At 47.0% G+C, this 18,208-nt stretch carries 14 protein-coding genes, 9 tRNA genes and 2 rRNA genes; 2 read left to right on the forward strand and 23 right to left on the reverse strand.

Annotated elements, in window-relative coordinates; translation table 11 throughout:
• Positions 1–6: 6 nt before the first annotated feature.
• The 3 genes from secF to QNO02_RS23650 form a co-directional block, all read right to left on the reverse strand.
• Positions 7–915 carry a protein translocase subunit SecF gene (gene secF / locus QNO02_RS23640; protein ID WP_289390237.1) on the reverse strand — a complete coding sequence of 303 codons (909 nt, stop codon included), beginning with the start codon at positions 913–915 and terminating at the stop codon, positions 7–9.
• The gene (secD, locus tag QNO02_RS23645) at positions 905–2,155 is read right to left on the reverse strand and encodes a protein translocase subunit SecD (RefSeq protein WP_133385900.1); all 1,251 of its coding nucleotides are present in this window, start codon (positions 2,153–2,155) and stop codon (positions 905–907) included. The genes secF and secD overlap by 11 nt, the downstream gene beginning before the upstream one ends.
• A 91-nt stretch (positions 2,156–2,246) precedes the next feature.
• Positions 2,247–2,486 (reverse strand): post-transcriptional regulator, encoded by a 240-nt coding sequence (locus tag QNO02_RS23650; RefSeq protein WP_036617497.1) that lies wholly within the window; start codon positions 2,484–2,486, stop codon positions 2,247–2,249.
• Between the two features lie 227 nt (positions 2,487–2,713).
• Here QNO02_RS23650 and spoVB point away from each other — a divergent pair, with 227 nt between their 5' ends.
• A complete protein-coding gene (gene spoVB / locus QNO02_RS23655) occupies positions 2,714–4,348 on the forward strand; it encodes a stage V sporulation protein B (protein ID WP_091027613.1) in 1,635 nt (544 codons plus the stop codon).
• Positions 4,349–4,351: 3 nt separating this feature from the next.
• Here the strand turns inward: spoVB and QNO02_RS23660 are convergent, their stop codons facing one another.
• Positions 4,352–5,080 carry a YetF domain-containing protein gene (locus QNO02_RS23660; RefSeq protein ID WP_091034732.1) on the reverse strand — a complete coding sequence of 243 codons (729 nt, stop codon included), beginning with the start codon at positions 5,078–5,080 and terminating at the stop codon, positions 4,352–4,354.
• Between the two features lie 228 nt (positions 5,081–5,308).
• Between QNO02_RS23660 and QNO02_RS23665 the strand changes: the two genes are divergently transcribed.
• Positions 5,309–5,701, forward strand: a complete 393-nt coding sequence (locus QNO02_RS23665; protein WP_017686772.1) for a TIGR04086 family membrane protein — start codon at positions 5,309–5,311, stop codon at positions 5,699–5,701.
• 125 nt (positions 5,702–5,826) lie between these two features.
• Here QNO02_RS23665 and yajC read toward each other — a convergent pair whose 3' ends face one another.
• The 19 genes from yajC to QNO02_RS23760 form a co-directional block, all read right to left on the reverse strand.
• A complete protein-coding gene (yajC, locus tag QNO02_RS23670; RefSeq protein ID WP_091027608.1) occupies positions 5,827–6,141 on the reverse strand; it encodes a preprotein translocase subunit YajC in 315 nt (104 codons plus the stop codon).
• 67 nt (positions 6,142–6,208) lie between these two features.
• Positions 6,209–7,345, reverse strand: a complete 1,137-nt coding sequence (gene tgt, locus QNO02_RS23675; RefSeq protein ID WP_036616872.1) for a tRNA guanosine(34) transglycosylase Tgt — start codon at positions 7,343–7,345, stop codon at positions 6,209–6,211.
• A 43-nt stretch (positions 7,346–7,388) separates the two neighbouring features.
• Positions 7,389–8,417, reverse strand: a complete 1,029-nt coding sequence (gene queA / locus QNO02_RS23680; RefSeq protein WP_091027605.1) for a tRNA preQ1(34) S-adenosylmethionine ribosyltransferase-isomerase QueA — start codon at positions 8,415–8,417, stop codon at positions 7,389–7,391.
• A gap of 6 nt (positions 8,418–8,423) precedes the next feature.
• The gene (locus tag QNO02_RS23685) at positions 8,424–10,511 is read right to left on the reverse strand and encodes a SpoIID/LytB domain-containing protein (RefSeq protein WP_289390238.1); all 2,088 of its coding nucleotides are present in this window, start codon (positions 10,509–10,511) and stop codon (positions 8,424–8,426) included.
• A gap of 91 nt (positions 10,512–10,602) precedes the next feature.
• A complete protein-coding gene (gene ruvB, locus QNO02_RS23690) occupies positions 10,603–11,613 on the reverse strand; it encodes a Holliday junction branch migration DNA helicase RuvB (RefSeq protein WP_091020485.1) in 1,011 nt (336 codons plus the stop codon).
• Between the two features lie 55 nt (positions 11,614–11,668).
• The gene (ruvA, locus tag QNO02_RS23695; RefSeq protein ID WP_036616866.1) at positions 11,669–12,283 is read right to left on the reverse strand and encodes a Holliday junction branch migration protein RuvA; all 615 of its coding nucleotides are present in this window, start codon (positions 12,281–12,283) and stop codon (positions 11,669–11,671) included.
• On the reverse strand, positions 12,280–12,783 hold the full coding sequence (ruvC, locus tag QNO02_RS23700) for a crossover junction endodeoxyribonuclease RuvC (protein ID WP_017686765.1): 504 nt from the start codon (positions 12,781–12,783) through the stop codon (positions 12,280–12,282). Before ruvC ends, ruvA begins: the two co-directional genes overlap by 4 nt.
• A gap of 308 nt (positions 12,784–13,091) precedes the next feature.
• Positions 13,092–13,784 (reverse strand): BofC C-terminal domain-containing protein, encoded by a 693-nt coding sequence (locus QNO02_RS23705; protein WP_289390239.1) that lies wholly within the window; start codon positions 13,782–13,784, stop codon positions 13,092–13,094.
• A gap of 204 nt (positions 13,785–13,988) precedes the next feature.
• Positions 13,989–14,062, reverse strand: a tRNA-Pro gene (locus QNO02_RS23710).
• 7 nt (positions 14,063–14,069) lie between these two features.
• Positions 14,070–14,148: transfer RNA gene (locus QNO02_RS23715), tRNA-Leu, on the reverse strand.
• Between the two features lie 16 nt (positions 14,149–14,164).
• Positions 14,165–14,241, reverse strand: a tRNA-Arg gene (locus tag QNO02_RS23720).
• A gap of 6 nt (positions 14,242–14,247) precedes the next feature.
• A tRNA-Gly gene (locus QNO02_RS23725) sits at positions 14,248–14,322 on the reverse strand.
• Positions 14,323–14,345: 23 nt separating this feature from the next.
• Positions 14,346–14,423: transfer RNA gene (locus tag QNO02_RS23730), tRNA-Asp, on the reverse strand.
• A gap of 27 nt (positions 14,424–14,450) precedes the next feature.
• A tRNA-Met gene (locus QNO02_RS23735) sits at positions 14,451–14,524 on the reverse strand.
• Between the two features lie 18 nt (positions 14,525–14,542).
• Positions 14,543–14,618: transfer RNA gene (locus QNO02_RS23740), tRNA-Val, on the reverse strand.
• 7 nt (positions 14,619–14,625) lie between these two features.
• Positions 14,626–14,697 (reverse strand) — tRNA-Glu (locus tag QNO02_RS23745).
• Positions 14,698–14,701: 4 nt separating this feature from the next.
• Positions 14,702–14,777 (reverse strand) — tRNA-Asn (locus QNO02_RS23750).
• Positions 14,778–14,860: 83 nt separating this feature from the next.
• Positions 14,861–14,977: ribosomal RNA gene (gene rrf / locus QNO02_RS23755) — 5S ribosomal RNA — on the reverse strand.
• A 74-nt stretch (positions 14,978–15,051) separates the two neighbouring features.
• Positions 15,052–17,979 (reverse strand): 23S ribosomal RNA (locus QNO02_RS23760).
• Positions 17,980–18,208 lie beyond the last annotated feature (229 nt).

Below are 18,208 nucleotides of genomic sequence, written 5' to 3' on the forward strand. Positions count from 1 at the left end.
AGATGTTTAGTTAGATTCTTTAGCTACTGTTTTTGGCTTTTCCACTTGTTTACCTTTGAGCATCAGCCATAGTGGAGCGGCGATATAGATTGAAGAATATGCGCCGAACAGTGTTCCGATAACCATCGCAAGCGAGAACATGCGAATGGATTCTCCACCAAATATGAACAAACAGATTGAAGCTGCAAACACGGTGAATGTTGTATTCAGGGAACGTGTCATCGTTTGAGCCAAACTGCGGTTGACTACCTCACGCAAGTCGGCTTTGGTTGTCTTTTTGGCAAAACGCAGATTCTCACGAATTCGGTCAAAGATAACGATCGTATCGTTGATCGAGAACCCGACAATGGTTAATACTGCAGTAATAAAGGTCAGATCGACTTCCAAACGGAAGATAGAGAACACACTTATTACAACAAATGCGTCATGGAAGAGTGCGATAACCGCAGCCAAACCAAAGCGCCACTCAAACCGGATCGCAACATAGATCATGATCCCGATACTTGCAATGAGTACCGCGTAGATCGCGTTGCGCTCCAATTCTTTGGCCATCTCTGGATCAACGGTATTTACTTCATAGGAAGCCGATGCATCCAGTTTAGCAAATTCTTCTTTGAACTTACTTTCTTGATTTTCATCCAATACGTTCGAGAAACGAACATTTACACGGTCAGCCCCCGGTGTAATGGTAACATCACCCTCATCAACACCGATGTCCTTAACGATAGGTTTAATCTGCTCCGCTGTGATTGCTTTGGATACCGAGATATCCACATTTGATCCAGCACGGAAATCAACCGCATAATTCAAACCCAAAGCCAGAATGCTGACAATCCCCGTAATCGTCAGAATAATCGAGAAGATATAGGCAATCTTACTACCTTTAACATAATCAAAATTCCAATTAAAGCGCACGAATTTCACTCTCCTTCACTCCGAAGTACTTAGGCTTCTTCAACACGTTACCCCGTACAAGCAGGGTCAACAGGAAGCGGGAGAAGAAAATATTCGTGATAATACTGGTGACAATATCAAAAATCAGCACGAGTGCAAAACCTTTAACCGCACCTGTTCCCAAGAAGAACATAACAGCCGCAGCAATAATGGTTGTGATGTTGGAGTCAATGATTGTTCGGAAGGAATGTTTACCACCCGCTTTAACCGAAGACAAGATCGACTTACCACTGCGCATCTCTTCTTTAATCCGTTCGTACGTGATGATATTGGCATCCACCGCCATCCCTATACCCAGGATAAACGCCGCAATACCTGGAAGGGTAAGCACGAATTCTCCTAAATAGAAGATTGCAAGTACCAGCCACGTATGTGTGATCAAGGCAAAACTCGCGATAATACCAGGAATGCGATAAAGCCCAATCATGAACACTAGAATAATAACGGAACCAATCAATCCCGCTTTAATGGTCTGATCCAGAGAAAGCTTACCAAGTGTTGCACCAACACTTTGTGAATACTTCTCTGTAAGTTTCAGTGGCAATGCACCCAGGTTAATGGTGTCACGAAGCTGGTTTGCTTCGTCACGTGAATAGGCACCTGAGATTTGGGCAGATCCATCTGTCAACTGTTGTTGAACTGTTGGTGCAGAAAGTAGTTGATCATCCAGATAGATAGCAAGAGGTTGTCCGATCAAACGTTTGGTAATCTCGGAAAACTTAGCTTTGTCTTTCACTTGAATGTCAATCATCGGCTGATTCAAACTTGTAAAAACAACTTTGGCTGCATTCTCAACAAATTCATTTCCGCGAAGTTCAATTTTGGTGTATTCGCCTTCCTTGTCGTTCTCAGCTTTACTACGGAAGGTCAAAACAGCCGGTTCTTTCATTTTGGCTCTAACTTCAGCCTCATCCGTAACCCCTGCCAACTTCAATCGAATCCGGTTGCTTCCTTCAGTGGTTACCTCCGGTTCGCTTGTTCCGAGCGCGTTGGCGCGGCTTTCAAGACTTTTGGCCGTTTGCACCAAAGATGCTTTGGTGACTTGTTGACCTGCTTCGAGCGGCTCTGCTTCATATAAGATCTCGTAGCCTCCCTTTAAATCAAGGCCCAAGCGTATATTTTTGAGCAGTTCCGGGCTTGTTCCCACCATTACCCCTGTGGTGACAAGCACGACCAGAATGAAACTGATAATTCTTTTCATGCCGTTCCTAGATCCCCTTTCGTTCTCAATATTCCTATTATAGCGATGCCGTAAAAAGCAGTCAATTTTCAACAAAAAAGATCCCTTTCGTCTAGAAAGAGGACCCCCGGTATGCAGACACGGTCATAAAGTTCATAAAGCTTGTTGCTTTCAGTGACAAAATGTCGTTCACCAGCTGGTGAAGCGGTGGAATGCCCTGTTTTTCATATTTATGACTGACGCAATTCCAGACATCTTTGCTGGTGACATATTCGTAACCGACAAGCCTTAATTCCTCCGCTTTGCTACGGCAGAGCATCTCTATTGACTGTTCCAACTCCACATCATTCATTTCTTCCAACGGGGAGCCTCCCTTCATACATCCAAGCCTTTATGCGGCATCAATATTACATGATTCGACTTCGCCTGATCATATTCCTTCTTGCTGATTATGGTTCTTTTTGTTAATCGTGTCCAAGTTGTCATGAGAAGATAAAGGACTGGCATAGGATGAAGAACAACGGCTTTGTCCCGTTTATGTTGATAGCCTGTACTTTCAACCGGGAAAGAGGGGTAGTCTTGAAGAAACAGACATTTATCCAGGGGGCCATGATCCTGCTCGCGGCAGGCATAATTAATCGAATACTTGGTTTCATTCCGCGCATTGCGCTGCCACGAGTCATTGGTGCAGAAGGTGTTGGCATCTACCAATTGAGCTATCCCTTTTTTATCGTACTGGTGACATTAATTACGGGTGGTATTCCGCTCGCCGTAGCCAAGCTCGTAGCCGAAGCTGATACCGGTGCCAATCGTTATTCCCCCCAGCGAATCCTGCAAGTAAGCTTAAGCTTTACGTTGACCCTGGGTGTTGTATTCATGTTTTTATGCATTCTATTTGCGCCCTGGGTTACCAAGTACGTGCTCACAGATGAGCGGGTGTACCATACGTTCGTTAGTATGAGCCCCATGATTGCCATTATCGCCGTATCTGCTGTCTACAGAGGGTATTTCCAAGGTAAGCAAAACATGATGCCTACTGCCATTTCATCCATTGTTGAAACCATCATTCGTATCGTCTGTGTCATTTGGTTTGCCTGGCTTCTCCTCCCCCACGGTATTGCCCAAGCTGCTGCTGGTGCCATGCTGGGCGCGCTCGTTGGAGAATTCGGCGGTATGCTTGTACTCTTGTGGAAGTATAACAGGCAGAAGAAAGAGTTACCGCTCGCTAAGCAACAGAACATGTCCAATCTCACAACCAAACCTTCAGCCAAACCTTTAAACCCAATACCTTCAGTTCTGAAAGAAACGGGTACTCCACAGCCCGGATTAATCCGGCGTTTGCTTGCAATCTCTATTCCTGTTACAGCAGGCCGATTGGTTGGCTCCTTATCCTATTTGGCCGAAACCATCGTTACTGCCCAGAGTCTGGCTCTGGCAGGCATATCCAAAGGGCTCGCTACAGCACAATATGGTGCATTACAAGGTATGATTATTCCTTTGCTGCTGCTGCCGGGGGCACTAACCTCTTCGCTCGCGACATCACTTGTGCCTTCACTGTCCGAAGCTTCTGCTCAGGGAGATCGCGCACTGATTCACAAAAGAATGCATCAGGCCTTACGTTTGGCACTTGTGACAGGTGCTCCGTTTTCTGTGTTTATGTATGTGCTTGCCGAACCGATGTGTCTTGTTCTGTATAATGATGCATCGATCGGAAGCATGCTGAAACTAATGGCTCCTTTTGCTTTGTTCATTTATATTCAAGCTCCTCTTCAAGCTGCATTACAAGCTCTTGACCGTCCGGGTAAAGCATTGCTGAATACGTTTATCGGTGCTGTTATCAAAATCACGTTGATTTTAACGCTTGCTTCCCGGCCTGAATATGGCATCTTCGGTGCAGTCATCGCCATCTGTGTGAATTCTACGGTAGTTACCCTGTTACATGCCCAAAGCGTACGTAGCCTGCTACAGTTCCGCTTCAAAATGATGGATTGGGTCAAGACGGGTGCAGGAATGTTTATCATGGGAGCAGCGACCCTACTCGTATACGAAGAGACTGCCATGATATTGCCTTTTTGGGTCAGGATGCTTCTCGCTCCTTTTGTCGGGCTTATCGTGTATTTCATCGTCATGGGCTGGACCAAAATGATTGACTTTCATGATCTGTCCCGTGCTCCTTTGATTGGTTCATGGTTCAAGCGCCGCTCAGGCAAATGATTTTCATTTTTTATCATCTTTTGGACTGACATATATCTTCCCATTGTGATCAATGGAGCATATAAATACATCCTTAAAATCCAGAATTCCGTTATGTTGAATTTGATTTTTCAGCCAAAATCTCGTTTTCTGAATGATCTCCAGATTCTGATCCTGGACCTTTCCGTCCATAATTAAGGGTAGTGGCAGACCTTCATATTTAATATTTGGAAATTTGATATTTGGAGATCCGTCAATCTGGTTTTTTCCCGTTTTGGATTTACTGGAAGAAGAATCTTCTGAGTCAGAACCAGAAGAATTGCTATCGTTAGAAGTATTCTCATCCTTGGGAAAAACGGTCAGCTTGCCTGTTGTCTCCAAAATAGCGAAATCAACCTCACCGATACTGTCTACATTCTGTTCACGGAGTTGTTGCAATAGATCATCCAGATTATATCGTTGCTTCCGCATCTCATCCCGGTGAAGAACACCTTTGGAGATCAAAACAGTAGGTTTGCCATCAATTATCAGGCGAAGACGCCGACTTTTAAGACCTATAAAGGCCATTCCGATCTGTACAATAATCAAGGTAAGCATGGGGGCAATCCCATGAGAGAGCGGTTTATCAATATCTTCAATGACAAAAGCAGCCATTTCAGCAAGCATAATGGAGACAACAAGATCAAACATGGATAGCTTACCAATCTCACGTTTACCCATAACCCTCATTGCACAGTACACCAGAAAGTACATGAGAATGGTTCGAAAGATATGTGATCCGACATCTGGGAAGTTCACAACAGGGGTCCTCCTTCGAAACTGAGTTTTTAACAGTTTGCTGGGTAGTGCAATCCCTATTTTGACCTGAACCTTACATGCTCATGCAGAAATAATCCGTTCATTTAATGGAAAACAGTTCATAAGTCCGAAGGCTTGACCATACACTGTATTAACTTATAACTTGTACAAGGGGGTTGCTTCATGCAATTGATCCGCCGCTTGGTTTCGTTTCGAGTGTCCAATCCGATTCTGTCAGGCCTCTGTCAGGCTTTTGTATGGATGTTTATCGGGGCATTAATTCTCTCCTTGTTTCTCTGGATGAGCGGAATGCGGGAACAGGACCTCTCGTTGTATACCTATGTTGTTCATGGCTTGTCATTATTGGTCGGTGGTTTTGTCGCAGGCAAACGATCTGGTGAAAAAGGATGGTACTACGGAGGAATTACCGGAATCGTATATGGACTCCTTGTGCTGTTGATCGGATTTCTCGCGCTGGATGCTTCGTTTAATTGGAAAGATAGTTTACAACTGCTTAGCGCTTTCTTCATTTCAGCTCTCGGTGGCATGTTCGGTGTTAATACGCATCGCTCCTAACTGACTGGTAAAGAACATCAACCTTCCCTCATAAATCAAAAAAGAGAACCGGGTCTCCAAGGAGATCCGGTTCTCTACTAGGGAATACGCCACAAACGCACCCTCGTTATTCTATGTTACAGTAACTATTCAACAGCCGTATCACGAGCTACAGCCGTGCTGATTGCATTACGGTCAAATGTAAGCTTAGTTACATCGTTTACACGCAATACAACCACATCGTCCGTAATCTCAGCGATCGTACCGTGAAGGCCACCAATCGTTACAATTTTATCGCCCTTTTTCAATTGGCTAAGCATCGAATTCCGTTGCTTTTGCTTTTTGTTCTGTGGACGAATCATCAAGAAGTAGAAAATTGCAACCATGAGTACCAGAGGTACAATCAAAGATACAATGCCTCCGCCTGCTTGTGTTCCTGCTAGAGTCATTCCCTGAAACATTCAAACTCCCCCTTATCGACTATACATACAGATATTGCTTGTTAAGCCGGTTCCCTTAAAACCTCAATCAGAAACCTTTGTCATTGTCATGAAGACCATATTGATCGAAAAATTCATCCCGGAAATCAAGCAAACGATCTTCCATAATGGCTTTACGTACATTACGCATCAAATTCTGCAAGAAATGAAGATTATGGATCGTTGTCAAACGCAAGCCAAATGTTTCATCTGCTTTGATCAAATGACGCAGATAAGCTCTGGAATAGTTGCGACAAGTGTAGCAATCACATTCAGGATCTAATGGTCCAAAATCAGTTGCAAACTTGGCATTACGAACTACCAGACGTCCTTGACTGGTCATCGTTGTTCCGTTACGGGCAATCCGAGTAGGCAGAACACAATCGAACATGTCCACTCCACGAATAGATCCCTCAATCAACGCATCGGGCGAACCTACCCCCATCAAATATCGTGGTTTATTGGACGGCAACAAAGGTAACGTATAATCCAATACACCATACATCAAATGTTTCGGTTCTCCAACACTCAGTCCACCAATAGCATACCCCGGGAAATCCATGGAAGTCAAATCTGCGGCGCTCTGACGGCGAAGATCTTCATGCATGCCTCCCTGTACGATGGCAAACAGACCTTGGTCATGCGGACGAGCGTGACTTTCGAGACAACGTTCTGCCCAGCGGCTTGTTCTTTCGAGTGATTTTTTTACATATTCATATTCAGCCGGATACGGTGGGCATTCGTCAAACGCCATCATAATATCGGAGCCAAGTGCATTCTGGATTTCCATCGCCACTTCAGGAGAAAGGAACTTTTTGTCTCCATTCAGATGAGAACGGAAGTTAACGCCTTCTTCCGTAATCTTGCGCATCTCGCTAAGAGAAAACACTTGGAATCCGCCGCTGTCCGTCAGAATTGGACGATCCCAGTTCATGAATTTGTGCAATCCGCCAGCTTCACGGATGATTTCATGTCCTGGTCTCAGAAACAGGTGATAGGTATTACTCAAAATAATCTGAGCATCCATTTCTTTCAATTCTTCAGGGCTCATTGTTTTGACAGTCGCCTGTGTACCTACAGGCATAAAGGTTGGTGTCTCAATAATACCGTGAGGTGTATGTACACGTCCCAGACGTGCACCGGATTGTTTGCAAGTTTTGATATGTTCATACGTAATTGCTGCCATTGGTTTTAATCATCCTCTAAAAGTTAATCGTTATACCGTTATACTAATATATCAACATGGCATCGCCGAAGCTGAAGAACCGGTATTTCTCTTGGATGGCTTCCTCATATGCCTGCATAATATGTTCCCTGCCTGCTAGTGCACTAACCAACATAACCAACGTGGATTTCGGGAGATGAAAATTCGTAAGCATCCCATCAATCACTTTGAAGGAATAGCCCGGATAGATGAAAATGCTGGTCCATCCGCTGCTCGCTTGCAGTATTCCATTTTCAAATTTGCTGCCTACCGTTTCCAAAGTCCGGCAGCTCGTTGTCCCAACCGCAAAAACACGGTGTCCATTCTCTTTGGTCTGGTTAATCAGATCTGCCGTTTCTTGTGACAAGGAGTAATACTCTTCATGCATGACATGATCTTCAACAACGTCAACCGACATCGGTCTGAATGTTCCCAGTCCTACATGAAGCGTGATGAAGGCCACATTAACACCTTTGGCACGAATCTGATCCAACAATTCATCCGTAAAGTGCAGTCCCGCTGTAGGTGCAGCCGCCGATCCTTCATGCTTGGCATACACGGTCTGATACCGTTCGCGGTCATCCAATGTCTCCTTGATATAAGGTGGCAACGGCATCTCACCCAGACGGTCCAGAATCTCCTGAAAGATTCCATCATACGTAAACGTAAGTGTACGTGCCCCCATCTCGCCCTCTTCTTCAATGATTGCCTTCAGTTCCTCACCGAATACAATGACCGAACCGGCTTTCAGCTTTTTACCCGGCTTAACCAGTGCTTCCCACTTGTCGCCTTCCACATTTTTAAGCAATAACACTTCCGCTTTTGCTCCGGTATCTTCCTTTGTACCGAACAGACGGGCTGGTAGAACACGTGTATCATTCAGAATCAATGTATCGCCGGGATTCAGAAAATCGATAATATCGGGAAACGTTTGATGATTAATCTCACCACTATCTTTGTTCAAGGTAAGCAAACGGGATGCCGTGCGATCAAGCAACGGCGTCTGTGCTATCAATTGCTCTGGTAATTCAAAATCATATAAGTTCACATTCATTTAGTTTCATTCCTTAACAATAGTCGCATTTTGATAATAGTGTTTCAATATTGCCTGGTAATCATACCCTTCATCTGCCATGCCTTTGGCTCCCCATTGGGACAAGCCCAAACCGTGGCCATTGCCCTGACCGATGAACATGAAGGTCTGACCCTGCGTTACCGCTCTCGCTTGACCATCACCACTCATAACGACAAGTGCATTACCGGATGATGTTCCTGCGCCAGAAGAAGACAATACAGAGGCACCATTTGAGCCGGTTTTACTGGCTGTTTTGCCGTCAGCGCCTAATACAGTATAACTTCCGGTCCCTGCAATATCAATTAAAGTGCTCGGTAATCCACCGAGTGCAGAGCGGTATGTATCGGCATATTTCACCGTCATTGCCTGTCCGTTGGCAGTGACTTCAAGTGCTCTTCCGGAAGGTCCACGCTTGGTCACTTCCAAGGTTGAGATTGAAGCAGGAACAGACGCTGTTGTTTTACCCTGAAGGGATTTAACCAACTGAGCTGACGTGAAAGGTCCTCTCACCCAGGCATAGTCATTGGATTGAGGCACTTTTGCCAATACAACAGCTTCGTTGCCTGGATTCATTTTGGCTACAGGTTCAACGGTGGATTGAATTAACGGAACGGCACGCACATTGGTGTTCTGAGCCGTTACCGTTACTTTTGCCAGTCCTGCATTGGTCTTGGTCGTTAATTCTTTGATGTTATCCTCACGAATGTACCCGCTAACGCCTGAACTGAGCAGCACATGGTACCACGTATGTAATCCTGCCTGGGCTGATGTATCTCCCGAGCTAACCACATTGGTGAACACACCTGCTCCGCCGTTCCATACCTCAGAAGGATGAGCCGTCTGGCCGCCAGCATTGGAGGAGAATACAGCTTCAATGATTTTCCCACCGCTCTTGACCACTTCTCCAGCAGTTGCATCCACTGCACTGGTTACTTTATCGTTCTCCGAACCAATCCCGTTATAGGCTTGGCTGAGCGTTGTATCCACGACATTCGCAATTTTGAATCGTTCACCCTGTTGAAGCGCGTAGGATCGAGCAGCTACAGCTTGAACTTTCAGAGCTTCAGCAGGCCAGGAGGAATACACCTCTGCCCCTACGACAGAGTACAGGTATTGCTCCAGTGGAACGACGTTGACCAACGCCAGATCACCACTTACGATGCTGATTTCCATATCTCCACGATACGTTCGCTGAGAACGTTCCACTACTTTGATCCCATTGCCATTCCCTTGTACCAATGCTTTGGATTCAGTACCTGCAATGGTGTAATGCGGAGCTGTTTTGATTGCATCCGTACTTAATCCTGCATCTTGGCGGATGATGAGTCCTGCACTATTGTTGACAGGTGAAAGGCTTACCCCTGGAGCTTTGGCTTCCACACTGTTCTTCAATGCGGTTAATTCCGCATCCGTTGAAGCTTCACCCACCCATACCGTGTATGCTTGGCTTCCTCCACTCAGTTGAAGGACTGGATAGACACTACTAACTCCTGCTGATAAAAGGTTGGCTTGTGCTGCCTCTGCTTCCTGAATCGAACCATAGGTTCCAGCAGACAGGCGTTTACTTCCTGTTACAGCTGGCTTTTGACCAGCCAATTGAGCTGCTGCTACCTTTTGTACTCGTGTAACAGCTTGTCCTGCCAGTGCCTCCGTTGCATAGTTGCCTGTGTAGAGCTGGTAAATGGCATTTCCATTCACAGACGTTGTGAACAGCAACGGTTTATCTGCGGTTGCCTGCAACAATTTTGCTGCTGCAGATGCTGCCTTAAAGTCCGCTGTTTCCAACACCTTTACTCGGAATCCATCTGCACTGAAACGGACTTGTCCTGCCGGAAGGTTTACATTTGCGCCGCTCTCCGATTGGATGCTCCATTGTCCTGTCGATTCAAGCGTAATGAGTGGTGTAGTTGATTTATACGTACTGCCCAGATTCGCAAACATGGCTACCCGGATCGTCTGTCCATCATTTCCTGCTGCATATGCAGGCACTTGCAGACAACCCACTGTCAAAAGAGCTGCCGCCAGTACCTTCAATCGACGACTCCACTTCTTCGTTCGTATTGCTTTTCCCACAATCAGACTCCTCTCCATGCATTTCTTTCACTTTATATCGGGTTAACACGTGATTATTTCAATGTTTATGATGAATGTTCAACAGATTTGATTATTTACCGTCTCTTGGAGGAACAGGTAGACCCAAATGATGATAGGCGAGATCTGTTACGATCCTGCCCCTTGGTGTACGCTGAATCATACCAATCTGAAGCAGATACGGTTCATAGACATCCTCTATCGTCTGACTTTCTTCACCAATCGTAGCAGCAATTGTATCCAGCCCTACCGGGCCTCCCCGGAAGCTATTGATCATCGATTTGAGCATCTTGTGATCAATCTCATCCAGGCCACGCGGATCAATCTGGAGACGTTGCAGTGCTTCTTCCGCCAGTGTCTGCGTTATAATCCCATCACCACGCACCTGTGCAAAGTCGCGTACTCGTTTTAACAAACGGTTCGCGATCCTCGGTGTCCCACGTGAGCGCAATGCAATCTCTTGCGCAGCATCTCCCACAATCTCCACACCCAAAATTTCGGTAGAGCGTGAGACGATATAAGCCAGCTCATCAACCGTATAGAATTCCAAGCGACTGATAACACCAAATCGGTCTCGAAGTGGAGCAGACAGCAAGCCAGCACGCGTTGTAGCCCCAATCAGAGTGAATGGTGGCAGATCCAGCCGAACGGAACGTGCACTTGGACCTTTACCAATCATAATGTCCAATGCGGAATCTTCCATAGCGGGGTACATGACTTCTTCAACTGTACGATGCAAACGATGAATCTCATCAATAAACAAGACATCGCCTTCCTGCAGATTGGTTAACAATGCTGCAAGATCACCCGGGCGTTCAATAGCCGGTCCTGACGTAGTTCGTAAATTAACACCCAATTCGTTGGCAATAATGTTGGCAAGTGTTGTTTTACCCAGTCCAGGTGGGCCATATAACAAAACGTGATCCAATGCCTCATTACGGAATTTGGCAGCTTCAATATATATCTTTAAATTTTCCTTCACCTGATTCTGCCCGATATATTCATTCAGATACCGGGGACGAAGACTCAATTCAACATTTTGGTCCTCCATCATCAGGTTCGCGGAAATAATCCGATCATCCATGTTCATCCCTACCTTTTTTTGCAGGCTACAGCTATATTATAATATGCAATTTGTATTATCCCGTAAACAGCATTTGCAGCGCCTTTTTCATCAACACATCAACGGAATCTGCTGTAGTAACATCCTTTTTCAATTTGAGCCATACTTTATCAAGCTCACTGTCAGTATACCCAAGTGCTTTGAGACCTTCACGTGCCTCATCCCAGGCTGAACCACTTCCCGACTCTTCCGATGGAGGAGCGAACAACCCTGTTGCATACGCTGCCGCGCCGAAGCTATCCAGCTTATCCTTGAGATCCAGAATCATGCGTTGTGCAGTCTTCTTGCCGATGCCTGGCAATTTGGTCAAGAACGTAAGATTCTCCTGGTAAATCGCCGTAACCACATGTTCTGGTGTACCTCCAGCAAGTATGCCCAGAGCTACTTTTGGACCGATACCGGATACTTCAATCAGTTTACGGAACAAACGTTGCTCATCCCGTGTAACAAATCCAAACAGCAACATCGCATCCTCACGCACATGATGGTGCGTGTACACGGTAATTTCGCCTTCTTGCTTCGCAAACGCAAATGGATTTGGACAGAATACGCGATACCCTACACCATGAACATCCAGCACAATATAATCATTCTCTACATGAATGAACTGTCCTCTTAGAAAATCAATCATTTTCGCAATACCTCATTCAACTTGGAATTTAATGTATAAGAGTGTGCGTGGCACACGGCTACAGCCAATGCATCCGCTACGTCATCCGGCTTGGGAACGACCTGAAGACGCAAGAACATTTTGACCATCTCCTGTACTTGCTTCTTCTCCGCTTTACCGTACCCCACAACGGCCTGCTTGATCTGCATTGGCGTATACTCTGCAATAGGCAAACCCTTCTGTGCGGCAGCGAGTACCATGACGCCTCTAGCCTGACTGACAGACATCGCTGTTGTAACGTTCCGATTGAAAAAAAGTTTCTCCAGCGCTACTGCGTCCGGTTTGTATTTATCAATCAATTGCACCATACCTTCATATACGTGAAGCAACCGTTCCTCTTCAGGGGTATGAGCTTCCGTCTGAATACATCCATATTGTACGGGTACCACCTTACTGCCGATTTTATCCACAAAACCAAAACCAACAATCGCAATCCCCGGGTCAATTCCCAAAAAACGCAAAACCATCTCTCCCTCACAAAAGCGAACATATGTATCGTTCATTTCATTATAACAAAAGATAGACCCTGCGGCAGGAAAAACTTTGTCTAACTGATTACTCGTCTTTATTCGCGGATTTTTTACATGTTTATTCGTATTTCCAACTATTTCAGTTCAAACCACAAAAAGGACATCTCTTCGATGTCCTTCATCATATTCCACATATTTTTGGGTCTATCGCTTGATTCCCTAAACCACCATTGTTATTGCTATTGCCATCATCGTTTCAGTACGTAACAATCTTAATACTGTAGGTGAGGACGTTTGGATTACCCGCCATTGCGGATTAAATGATGATCTTCATCCACGGCATAGTCACTGAACGTAGAGATCACGCTATCATACTCATCCTTGTCCTGAATCCGAATACCCTGCTGCAATTGCTCCAGTACGCCTTCAGGCAAAGAACTCTCCAACGTCCCAACATCCAACTGAAAGAACGTACGAATAACCTTCTCATCTGTAGGCTTACCTTCGTACAAATTAAGGTTCCCTACAGCATCTATGCTGATATAAGCCTGCTGTTTACAAAGCGGTGAAAGGTCATCTACACGTTGCTTCAAATGTAACTCATCTGATGTTCCAACGGTAGCATCCCATTCCGGATGTTGAGCCAGCAGCATCTTCAACTGCGGTCTAGCCATCTTGCCTAACTGCTCTGTCTCCACTCCGCAGATGTACTGTGTTTCCAAAACCACACTTGTTAAATGATCCGGATCAGAATCAAGTTGCTCTACTAACGCCTGAATCTCCTGTTCAGATCTTGTTTCCTGCGTAACAGGGCCCATCACACTGGTTGCCTCACTAAAATTAGTTGTCAACAAACGCTCTATGGCCGATGAGATAGACAACCCGCTGTAAGCCAATATCGTAACTGCAAGCAAAGCCGCCGTCATCCATACTGTTCGTTTCCACCGTCGCCACCGTCTCTTGAATTGTTTTCTAAAGTTAAACGTGTTCACATGAACCCCTTCTATCACTTTTTAAACCTATTGTGACCTAAAGATTGAGGCTTTATGCACAACTAGCTTATCGTCTGAAGAAGGAACACACATGTGTTAGGTTAGAGAACTTGTCATAGTGAATACCGGAACCTGCATTTATAGAATCTTATATAGATAAATATAAAAAAGCACTATCTATAATTAGATAGTGCTTTTTAGAGATCGGGATGACACGATTTGAACATGCGACCCCCTGGTCCCAAACCAGGTGCTCTACCAAGCTGAGCTACATCCCGTTATATATACCGGCGAGAGGACTCGAACCTCCACGGTTTCCCACTCGATTTTGAGTCGAGCGCGTCTGCCATTCCGCCACGCCGGCAAATTTGAAGTTATAATGGCGCGCCCTGAGAGATTCGAACTCCCGGCCTTTTGATTCGTAGTCAAACGCTCTATCCAGCTGAGCTAAGGGCGCAAATATTGGAGCGGAAGACGGGAATCGAACCCGCGACCCTCGCCTTGGCAAGGCGATGCTCTACCGCTGAGCCACTTCCGCACACGGTATTATTAATATAAAAATGGCGGAACCGACGGGATTCGAACCCGCGATCTCCTGCGTGACAGGCAGGCATGTTAGGCCAACTACACCACGGTTCCAGATCACTTTCGCAAAGGAAAGTATAATTGCGGGGGCAGGATTTGAACCTGCGGCCTTCGGGTTATGAGCCCGACGAGCTACCGGGCTGCTCCACCCCGCGTCGTTATTAAAGTTCATATGGTGGAGGCTGAGGGGATCGAACCCCCGACCCTCTGCTTGTAAGGCAGATGCTCTCCCAGCTGAGCTAAGCCTCCATCTATATGACCCGTAGGGGATTCGAACCCCTGTTACCTCCGTGAAAGGGAGGTGTCTTAACCCCTTGACCAACGGGCCTTAATGGCTCCCCGAACAGGGCTCGAACCTGTGACAACTCGATTAACAGTCGAGTGCTCTACCAACTGAGCTATCAGGGAATATATGCATTTGCACTGCAAATGCAATTCATCGTACAACATCAACATGCAGAGCCTGTTTTCTATGTATGATGAAAGAGTTCGCTTGGCGGCGTCCTACTCTCCCAGGACCCTGCGGTCCAAGTACCATCGGCGCTAGAGGGCTTAACGGTCGTGTTCGGGATGGGTACGTGTGGAACCCCTCCGCCATCGCCACCAAACGCATAGCTTACATTCAGAGATCTTTCTCTGAAAACTAGATTCGAAACGAAACATGCGATTTAGAACTTGCTAATTGGATAAGCCCTCGACCGATTAGTACTGGTCAGCTCCATGCATTGCTGCACTTCCACCCCCAGCCTATCTACCTCGTCGTCTTCAAGGGGTCTTACATACTGGGAAATCTCATCTTGAGGGGGGCTTCACGCTTAGATGCTTTCAGCGTTTATCCCGTCCGTACATAGCTACCCAGCGGTGCTCCTGGCGGAACAACTGGTACACCAGCGGTACGTCCATCCCGGTCCTCTCGTACTAAGGACAGCTCCTCTCAAATTTCCTACGCCCACGACAGATAGGGACCGAACTGTCTCACGACGTTCTGAACCCAGCTCGCGTACCGCTTTAATGGGCGAACAGCCCAACCCTTGGGACCTACTTCAGCCCCAGGATGCGATGAGCCGACATCGAGGTGCCAAACCTCCCCGTCGATGTGGACTCTTGGGGGAGATAAGCCTGTTATCCCCAGGGTAGCTTTTATCCGTTGAGCGATGGCCCTTCCATGCGGTACCACCGGATCACTAAGCCCGACTTTCGTCCCTGCTCGACTTGTAGGTCTCGCAGTCAAGCTCCCTTATGCCTTTGCACTCTTCGAATGATTTCCAACCATTCTGAGGGAACCTTTGGGCGCCTCCGTTACTCTTTAGGAGGCGACCGCCCCAGTCAAACTGCCCACCTGACACTGTCCCCGCACCGGATTACGGTACCAGGTTAGAACCTAGATACGATCAGGGTGGTATCCCAACGTTGCCTCCATGGAAGCTTGCGCTCCCACTTCAAAGGCTCCCACCTATCCTGTACAGATCGTACCCAAATTCAATATCAAGCTGCAGTAAAGCTCCATGGGGTCTTTCCGTCTTGTCGCGGGTAACCTGCATCTTCACAGGTATTAAAATTTCACCGGATCTCTCGTTGAGACAGCGCCCAAGTCGTTACGCCATTCGTGCGGGTCAGAATTTACCTGACAAGGAATTTCGCTACCTTAGGACCGTTATAGTTACGGCCGCCGTTTACTGGGGCTTCGGTTCACAGCTTCGGGATTACTCCCTAACCACTCCCCTTAACCTTCCAGCACCGGGCAGGCGTCAGCCCGTATACTTCGCCTTACGGCTTCGCACAGACCTGTGTTTTTGCTAAACAGTCGCTTGGGCCTTTTCACTGCGGCCCCCTCGTGCTATTCACACTACCGGGGCACCCCTTCTCCCGAAGTTACGGGGTCATTTTGCCGAGTTCCTTAACGAGAGTTCTTCCGCGCGCCTTAGAATACTCTTCTCGCCTACCTGTGTCGGTTTGCGGTACGGGCACCTTCACCTGGCTAGAGGCTTTTCTTGGCAGTGTGAGATCATGACCTTCGCTACTATAATTTTCGCTCCCCATCACAGCTCAGCCTTACAATGTGCGGATTTGCCTACACATCAGCCTCACTGCTTAGACGGACATCCATCAGTCCGCGTCACTACCCTACTGCGTCCCCCCATTGCTCATAACGGCTTACGGTGGTACAGGAATTTCGACCTGTTGTCCTTCGACTACGCCTTTCGGCCTCGCCTTAGGTCCCGACTTACCCTGAGCGGACGAGCCTTCCTCAGGAACCCTTAGGCTTTCGGCGGATCAGATTCTCACTGATCTTTTCGTTACTCATACCGGCATTCTCACTTGTATAATGTCCAGCGCTCCTTACGGTACACCTTCAACCCTCATACAACGCTCCCCTACCCCTGATGCAAAGCATCAAGCCATAGCTTCGGTGGTGTGTTTAGCCCCGTTACATTTTCGGCGCAGAGTCACTCGACCAGTGAGCTATTACGCACTCTTTCAATGGTGGCTGCTTCTAAGCCAACATCCTGGTTGTCTGTGCAACTCCACATCCTTTCCCACTTAACACACACTTGGGGACCTTAGCTGATGGTCTGGGCTGTTTCCCTTTTGACAATGGATCTTAGCACTCACTGTCTGACTCCCGGAAGTAAGTCTATGGCATTCGGAGTTTGACTGAGCTTGGTAACCCTTGCGGGCCCCGCACCCAATCAGTGCTCTACCTCCACGACTCTGTTTTCCGAGGCTAGCCCTAAAGCTATTTCGGGGAGAACCAGCTATCTCCGAGTTCGATTGGAATTTCTCCGCTACCCCCACCTCATCCCCGCATTTTTCAACATGCGTGGGTTCGGGCCTCCAGTGCGTGTTACCGCACCTTCACCCTGGACAGGGGTAGATCACCCGGTTTCGGGTCTACGTCCACGTACTATGTCGCCCTATTCAGACTCGCTTTCGCTGCGGCTCCGGCTCTTCACCTTAACCTTGCACGGGAACGTAACTCGCCGGTTCATTCTACAAAAGGCACGCCATCACCCCTAAAACGGGCTCTGACTTTTTGTAAGCACACGGTTTCAGGTTCTATTTCACTCCCCTTCCGGGGTGCTTTTCACCTTTCCCTCACGGTACTGCTTCACTATCGGTCGCTAGGAAGTATTTAGCCTTGGCAGATGGTCCTGCCGGATTCATACGGGGTTTCACGTGCCCCGCACTACTCGGGATCCGTCTCGGAGGGAACAGACTTTCAACTACAGGGCTTTTACCTTCTTTGGCGGGCCTTTCCAGACCTCTTCACTTAACCGGTTCCTTTGTAACTCCATGTGAGACGTCCCACAACCCCAAAGAGCAAGCTCTCTGGTTTGGGCTTCTCCGCGTTCGCTCGCCGCTACTGACGGAATCACTATTGTTTTCTCTTCCTCAGGGTACTTAGATGTTTCAGTTCCCCTGGTATGCCTCTACACAACCTATGTATTCAGTTGTGAGTAACTGGAAATTACCCCAGCTGGGTTTCCCCATTCGGACACCCCCGGATCAAAGCTTGCTTACAGCTCCCCGAGGCAGTTTCGTTGTTCGCCACGTCCTTCATCGGCTCCTAGCGCCTAGGCATCCTCCGTGTGCTCTTAGTAGCTTAACCATATCGCTCGTGTTCGAGCTGTCACTCCACTTGGTTTGCTTGCGCAAATCCAAAAGTCGTTCCATTTCGATCACTCGCTCATGCAATCTACCTTATAAACACTTCACTTGTTTACACAAGATCAGCTTAAAGGAATGTTCTAATTCGCGTTTGTTTCGTTTCGATATCTAGTTTTCAAAGAACAAGCTCCATGCAAAAGCAAGCTGTTTGAGAGTTTGAGCTCTCAAAA

This window comes from Paenibacillus sp. PK1-4R (assembly GCF_030369595.1).
Lineage (GTDB): Bacteria > Bacillota > Bacilli > Paenibacillales > Paenibacillaceae > Paenibacillus.